This window comes from Sphingomonas sp. Leaf25 (assembly GCF_001421635.1).
GTDB lineage: Bacteria > Pseudomonadota > Alphaproteobacteria > Sphingomonadales > Sphingomonadaceae > Sphingomonas.
Window position 1 is genome coordinate 194,079 of record NZ_LMKU01000029.1, and the last position, 6,120, is coordinate 200,198.

At 70.4% G+C, this 6,120-nt stretch carries 10 protein-coding genes; 3 read left to right on the forward strand and 7 right to left on the reverse strand.

Annotated features, from left to right (window positions below; all coding sequences use genetic code 11):
• Positions 1–40: 40 nt before the first annotated feature.
• The 4 genes from ASE78_RS12600 to ASE78_RS12615 are packed head-to-tail and all read right to left on the reverse strand — an operon-like array spanning position 41 to position 2,286.
• Entirely contained in the window at positions 41–466 is a 426-nt protein-coding gene (locus ASE78_RS12600) for a DUF1178 family protein (RefSeq protein ID WP_055760039.1), read from the reverse strand.
• Positions 463–1,287 (reverse strand): carbon-nitrogen hydrolase family protein, encoded by an 825-nt coding sequence (locus ASE78_RS12605; protein WP_056497721.1) that lies wholly within the window; start codon positions 1,285–1,287, stop codon positions 463–465. Before ASE78_RS12605 ends, ASE78_RS12600 begins: the two co-directional genes overlap by 4 nt.
• Positions 1,284–1,541, reverse strand: coding sequence for a glutaredoxin 3 (grxC, locus tag ASE78_RS12610; protein WP_055760033.1), 258 nt, complete (start codon positions 1,539–1,541; stop codon positions 1,284–1,286). The genes ASE78_RS12605 and grxC overlap by 4 nt, the downstream gene beginning before the upstream one ends.
• 31 nt (positions 1,542–1,572) lie before the next feature.
• On the reverse strand, positions 1,573–2,286 hold the full coding sequence (locus tag ASE78_RS12615) for a ComF family protein (protein ID WP_055760030.1): 714 nt from the start codon (positions 2,284–2,286) through the stop codon (positions 1,573–1,575).
• 44 nt (positions 2,287–2,330) lie between these two features.
• Between ASE78_RS12615 and ASE78_RS12620 the strand changes: the two genes are divergently transcribed.
• Positions 2,331–3,167 (forward strand): class I SAM-dependent methyltransferase, encoded by an 837-nt coding sequence (locus tag ASE78_RS12620; RefSeq protein WP_156351497.1) that lies wholly within the window; start codon positions 2,331–2,333, stop codon positions 3,165–3,167.
• Positions 3,168–3,174: 7 nt separating this feature from the next.
• Here the strand turns inward: ASE78_RS12620 and ASE78_RS12625 are convergent, their stop codons facing one another.
• On the reverse strand, positions 3,175–3,573 hold the full coding sequence (locus ASE78_RS12625) for a (deoxy)nucleoside triphosphate pyrophosphohydrolase (protein WP_056497727.1): 399 nt from the start codon (positions 3,571–3,573) through the stop codon (positions 3,175–3,177).
• Positions 3,574–3,632: 59 nt separating this feature from the next.
• Between ASE78_RS12625 and ASE78_RS12630 the strand changes: the two genes are divergently transcribed.
• Entirely contained in the window at positions 3,633–3,824 is a 192-nt protein-coding gene (locus ASE78_RS12630; protein ID WP_055760021.1) for a Flp family type IVb pilin, read from the forward strand.
• A 131-nt stretch (positions 3,825–3,955) separates the two neighbouring features.
• Positions 3,956–4,132, forward strand: a complete 177-nt coding sequence (locus tag ASE78_RS12635; RefSeq protein WP_055760567.1) for a Flp family type IVb pilin — start codon at positions 3,956–3,958, stop codon at positions 4,130–4,132.
• A gap of 99 nt (positions 4,133–4,231) precedes the next feature.
• Here the strand turns inward: ASE78_RS12635 and ASE78_RS12640 are convergent, their stop codons facing one another.
• Together ASE78_RS12640 and ASE78_RS12645 are read right to left on the reverse strand one after the other, a co-directional pair.
• Positions 4,232–5,179, reverse strand: coding sequence for an acetyl-CoA carboxylase carboxyltransferase subunit alpha (locus tag ASE78_RS12640; protein ID WP_056497729.1), 948 nt, complete (start codon positions 5,177–5,179; stop codon positions 4,232–4,234).
• Between the two features lie 11 nt (positions 5,180–5,190).
• A complete protein-coding gene (locus ASE78_RS12645) occupies positions 5,191–6,090 on the reverse strand; it encodes a tyrosine-type recombinase/integrase (RefSeq protein WP_082467199.1) in 900 nt (299 codons plus the stop codon).
• Between the last annotated feature and the right edge of the window lie 30 nt (positions 6,091–6,120).

The following is a 6,120-nucleotide window of genomic DNA, read 5'->3' on the forward strand; positions in this document are numbered from 1 at the left end:
CGCTCTATCGCCCCCGATCCGCCGACGCAACGCTTGCGGATCAGTTCGCCTGTTCGGGCGGCACGACCGGGAGGGGCAGCGGCGCGATCGGCACGCCTTCCTCGACCAGCGCCTTCGCCTCGGCACGGGTCGCCTGTCCGTGGATCGGGGCCACGTCCGCCGCGCCGCTATGCATCGCCCGCGCGCGGTCGGCAAAACCGCGCCCGACCCATTCGCTGCCCGACAGCGCCTTGCGCTGCGCCTCGGCAAGCATCGTCAGCGCCGCCTTCACCGCCTGTGGCGAGGGCCGCTCGCCCCCGCCCTTAGCGGCGATGTTCGGGGCCATCACCGCCTTGGCGACATCGGCGTCGTCGCACATCGGGCAGTGGATCAGCTTCGCGACACGCTGCTCGTCATAGGCGGTGCTGGAGGCGAACCACGCCTCGAACACATGGCCCTGCCCGCAGCGCAGGTCGAAAACGATCACGCCACCACCTCGACCGGCGGGATCGGCCGGCGGTGGCGCGCGACCGGAATGCGCGCGCGCGCCACCGCCACCTGCGCCGGATCGATCGTGACGAAGCCGATGCCGGCGTCGCTCCCCATATCGAGCATCACCTCGCCCCACGGTCCCACGACCAGCGAATGGCCATAGGTGGTGCGACCATCGGCATGGTGGCCGGTCTGCGCCGCCGCGATGACGAACGCGCCAGCCTCGATCGCGCGGGCGCGCAGCAGAACGTGCCAGTGGGCGTGGCCGGTCGGCACGGTGAAGGCGGCGGGCACCGCCAGGACCTGCGCCCCGGCATCGCCCATCGCGCGGAACAGGTCGGAAAAGCGCAGGTCGTAACAGATCGACAGGCCGAGCATCCCGACCGGGGTCGCGACGACCCGCGCGGCATCGCCCGGCGCGTAACTGGCCGATTCGCGCCATGCCTCGCCGGTCGGCAGCGTCACATCGAACAGGTGCAGCTTGTCATAGGTCGCGCGGACGGTGCCGGCAGCGTCGATCACATAGCCGCGATTGGCGAGCCGCCCGTCGTCCCGCCGCACCGCGAGCGAGCCGAGATGGACCCAGAGTCCGGCGCGCGCCGCCGCCTCGCGCACCGCCGCCAGCACCGGATCGTCGTCTTGCGCAAACAGATTGGCCGCCGCCCGGTCGCGGTCGCGGTCGACCAGCCCCGACATCTCGGGAGTGAACAGCATCGCCGCCCCGCCCGCCGCCGCCCGTTCGACGGCATCGACCAGCACTTGGGCATTGGCGGCGGGATCGATCCCCGCCGTCATCTGGAGCAGCGCGAGCTTCACGATGCCAGCAGCGGGTCCAGCTTGCCGGCACGCTCCAGCGCCGCCAGATCGTCCGACCCGCCGACATGGGTATCGCCGATGAAGATCTGCGGCACGGTGGTCCGCCCGTTGCTGCGCGCCAGCATCTCCTGCCGCTTGGCCCCGCCCATCGAGATGTCGATCTCGTCATAGGCCGCGCCCTTTTCGTCAAGCAGCCGTTTGGCACGGACGCAGTATGGGCAGAACGCCTTGGTGTAGATGAGAATGGTAGCCATGGGGTGGAGGTGTGGCGTGAGCGCCCCCTTGTCAATCGTCCGTCCCCACGACCCGCGCCCAGCACAGCACCCGGACCGACGCCGCCCCGGCCGCCAGCAGCACCCGCGCGCAGCCGTCGGTGGTCGATCCGCTGGTGTGGACATCGTCGACCAGCAGCACCGCCTGCCCCCGGAATAGCGCCGGATCGCCACAGGCGAACGCCCCCGCGACCGCCTTCGCCCGCGCCGACCGGCCCATCGCGCGCAGCGGCGGCGTGGCGCGGATACGGGTGAGCGCATGGCGCTCGACCGGCAGGCCGGTCGTCCGTGCCAGCGCATCGGCGATCAGCACCGCCTGATTATACCCGCGCACCCACAGCCGCCGCCGGTGGAGCGGCACCGGCACGATCAGGGTTACGTCGCCCGGCACCTGTCGCCGCATCAGCCGGGCCATCGTGTCGGCCAGCGCCAGCCGCCCGCCATATTTGAGCTTCAACGCCACATCGCGCGCGACCGGACCATAGGCGACGGCGGCGCGCACCCCGCCATGCGCCGGCGGGCGGCGGCGGCAGGGATCGCACACCGCCTCCCCCGCCACCGCGAACGGAATGCCGCAGCGCGCGCAGGCCGGATCGCCGAGGAACCGCAAGCCTGCCCAGCAACCGGCGCAGAAGCGGTGATCCGCCTCCACCACCACGCCACACCCCGGACAGCGCGGCGGCAGCGCCAGTGCGGCGAGTCCGGCAAGAAGGGCGGCGGGGCGCATGCCCGCACTTGTCGCGGTGGCCCCCGCCCGGCACAAGCGGCGGCGTGAGTGTTCCCGATCTTTTCGCCCGCCGCCGCCGCCGCGCGCACCGCGACCGTGCCGCCACCGGCTTCGCCGGGGCCGATTTCCTGCATCGCTTCATGCTGGAGGGAGTCGCCGAACGGCTCGACGCCGTCACCCGCAGCTTTGCCGACGTGCTCGACCTCGGTTGTGCCGATGCCGCATTCGTCCCCCCGGCGGGGGCGCGGGTCGTGCGCTTCGATCCCGGCTTCGCCTTCGCCCGCGCCGCCGGTGGCGTGCAGGGGGAGGAGGACCGGCTACCGTTCGCCGATGGCGCGTTCGATCTGGTGGTATCGGTGGGGACGCTCGACAGCGTCAACGACCTGCCCGGCGCGCTGACTTTGATTCGCCGCGCGCTGCGCCCCGATGGGCTGTTCCTCGCCGCCTTCACCGGCGGGTCGACGCTCGCCACGCTGCGCCGCGCGCTGCTGACTGCCGAGAGCGAACGGCCGGCGGCGCGGGTACATCCGCAGATCGACCTGCGATCGGCCGGCGATCTGCTGGTGCGCGCCGGATTCGCGCTGCCGGTCGCCGATTCGGAAGTGCTGCGCGTGCGCTATGCCGGGATCGGCCGGCTGATCGGCGACCTGCGCGGCATGGGCGCGACCAGCCTGCTCGGGCAGGCGCCGCTGGCGCGCGACACGCTCGCCGCCGCCGCCGAAAGCTTCGCGGCGCAGGCCGACGCCGATGGCCGCACGACCGAGACGTTCGAAGTGATCTACCTGACCGGCTGGGCCCCCGCCCCCAGCCAGCCGCAACCGGCCCGCCGGGGCAGCGCCACCGCCTCGCTCGCCGATGCGCTGGGACGCAAGGAAGGGTAGCGCAAAATCAGATCAGCGCCTCAAGCAGCGCGATCAGCGGGCGGTCGGCGGGCGGCATCGCCAGCGCGTGGAGTTCGACCGGCCGGACCCATTTGAGCGCCGTCGCCTGAAGCGCTTGCGGAATGCCCGTCCATTTGCGCAGCGCATAGAGCAGCAGCAGCAAATGCCGTTCGCCCAGCGGTTCGCTGGCGAAGGCGGCGGGGGCGAGGCAACTATGGTCGACCACGATCCCCAGTTCCTCGTGCAATTCGCGCACCAGCGCCGCTTCGGGCGTTTCGCCCGGCTCCACCTTGCCGCCGGGAAATTCCCACAGCCCGGCCATGTGCGTGCCCGGCGGCCGTTGCTGGACCAGCACGCGCCCGTCGCGATCGACCATGGCGGCGGCGGTGACGAACAGCATCGACATTTCATTAACCTCGTATCGTTATCAATCGGGGCGAACCTAGTCCGGGGAGGGGTGGCTGTATGCGATCGGTCCTGCGTTTCGCACGCAAACTATGGCGCGACCGGCGTGGCGGCACCGCGATCGAATATGGCATGATTCTCGGGCTGGTGGTGGTCGTGCTGATCGTCAGCCTGAAGCTGCTGGCCGGCACCACGACCGACATGTGGGCGCACGTCAGCGAAAAAGTGATCCAAAACGGGCCGCGCCCATAACATTGCGCATCGCGTCGGGTTCCCGGTCTTAAAACTTTCTCAACCAGCGGATCGGTACAAGGGTGGTGCTGAACGGGTGGATCATCCGAACGGCCGGGTAAGTCGAACCACGCAGAACCATGGAGACCGGAATGCAGCAGATTCGTAATTTCGTGAAGAACAGCAAGGGCGCGACCGCAATCGAGTACGGCCTGATCGCCGCGCTGATCGCCGTTGCCGCCATCACCGCGATGAAGGGTCTGGGCGGTCAGCTCACGTCGACCTTCAACAACGTGACGTCGAACATGAAGAACACGCCGGCTACCTGATAATCGTTCCAAGGATCGATTATACGCGACGGGCGGCGGAACGATGGTTCCGCCGCCCGTTCGTGTATCGACGCCCCCGTTTTGGGATGGCGGACGACGTTACAGCCGCCCCATCGCCAGGAACTTCTGCCGCCGCGCCGCCCGCAGGCTCGCCGCGTCTTGCCCCACCAGCGTGGTCAGCACCCCCTCGATCGCATCGCCCAGCGCGGCGATGGCCGCCGCCGGATCGCGGTGCGCCGCGCCCAGCGGTTCGGTGACGATCGTGTCGATCACGCCCAGTGCCTTGAGGTCCTGCGCCGTCACCCGCATCGCCTCGGCCGCCTCGGGCGCCTTGTCGGCGGTGCGCCACAGGATCGACGCGCACCCCTCGGGCGAGATCACCGAATAGACCGCGTGCTCCATCATCAGCACCCGGTTGCCCGCCGCCAGCGCGATCGCGCCACCCGAGCCCCCCTCGCCCAGAATCGCCGACACCATCGGCACGCCGAGGTTCAGCGCCGCTTCCGTGGAGCGCGCGATCGCCTCGGCCTGGCCGCGCTCCTCGGCCTGGATGCCGGGAAACGCGCCCGAGGTGTCGACCAGCGTCACCACCGGCAGGCCGAACCGGTCGGCGAGCTGCATCAGCCGGATCGCCTTGCGATAGCCCTCGGGCTTGCCCATGCCGAAATTGTGGCGCAGCCGCGACGCGGTGTCGTCGCCCTTCTCATGGCCGATCACCATCACCCGGCGCCCGCGCAACCGGCCGATCCCGCCCAGGATCGCGCTATCGTCGGCAAAGGCGCGGTCGCCGCCCAGCTCCATGAAATCCTCGACCAGCGCGGCGACATAATGTTTGAAGTGCGGCCGTTCGGGGTGGCGCGCGACCTGCGTCTTCTGCCACGGCGTCAGCCGGGCATAGGTTTCGCGCAGCAGCCGGTCGGACTTGGTCTGCAACCGGCCGATCTCGGAGGCAATATCGACCGCGCCATCGGCGGCGGTATCGCGCAGTTCGTCGATCCGCGCCTGCAGTTCGGCGATGGGTTTTTCGAAGTCGAGAAAGGTGGCCATGGTCCCGCGCCCTATGGCCGCACCCGCCCTTCGTCAATCAGCGGGTGGCGTTCGTTGACCAGCCGCACCAGCCGCGACGTGTCAACATGGGTGTAGATTTCGGTCGTGGCGATGTCGGCATGGCCCAGCATCGCCTGCAACGCGCGCAGGTCCGCCCCCCCCTCCAGCAGATGCGTGGCAAAGGCATGGCGCAGGACGTGCGGGCTGATCCGGTCGGGCGGAATGCCCGCCTCGCCGGCCAGCGCGCGGACGATCTGGTACAGCCGCACCCGCGTCAAATGCCCCTTGCCCGAGGGGAACAGCCACGCGCTGTCGGCGGGAACATGCGCGCGCCAGCGCACCACGGCGGCGCGCGCCCGGTCGGACAGCGGCACCATCCGCTCGCGCCCGCCCTTGCCCTTCAGGATCAGATAGGGCCGGTCGCTGGCGATCCCGCCGCGCGGCAACGACACCAGCTCGGTCGCGCGCAGCCCCGATCCATAGAGCAGCTCGAACAGCGCGGACAGGCGCAGGTCGTTGCGGTCGGGCGGCACGCGCGCGATCCGGTCGGCGATCGCGGCGAACATCGCGTCTATATCACCGGTCGACAAGGTGCGCGGCAACGCACGATGCGCGCCGGGCCGGGGCAATGCCTCGCCCGGATCGTCGGCGCGCAGGCCATCGTCGAGCAAAAAAGCGAAGAACCGGCGCAGCGCCGCGCTCTTGCGCGCCACGGTCGACTTGGCGAGGGTACGCCACTCGTCCGCCACCCGCCCGATCGCCGCCGCATCGGCCTCGCCCAGCCGGCCGTTCAACGTGTCGGAGGCGAGCGTCAGGTCGGTGCGATAGGCGGCGATCGTGTTGCGCGCCGCGCCGGCCTCCGCCGCCATCATTTCGAGGAACCGGTCGATCAGGATGCGGTCGGTGGTCACAAGCCGCCCCCCCAGACACCGTCGTCCCCC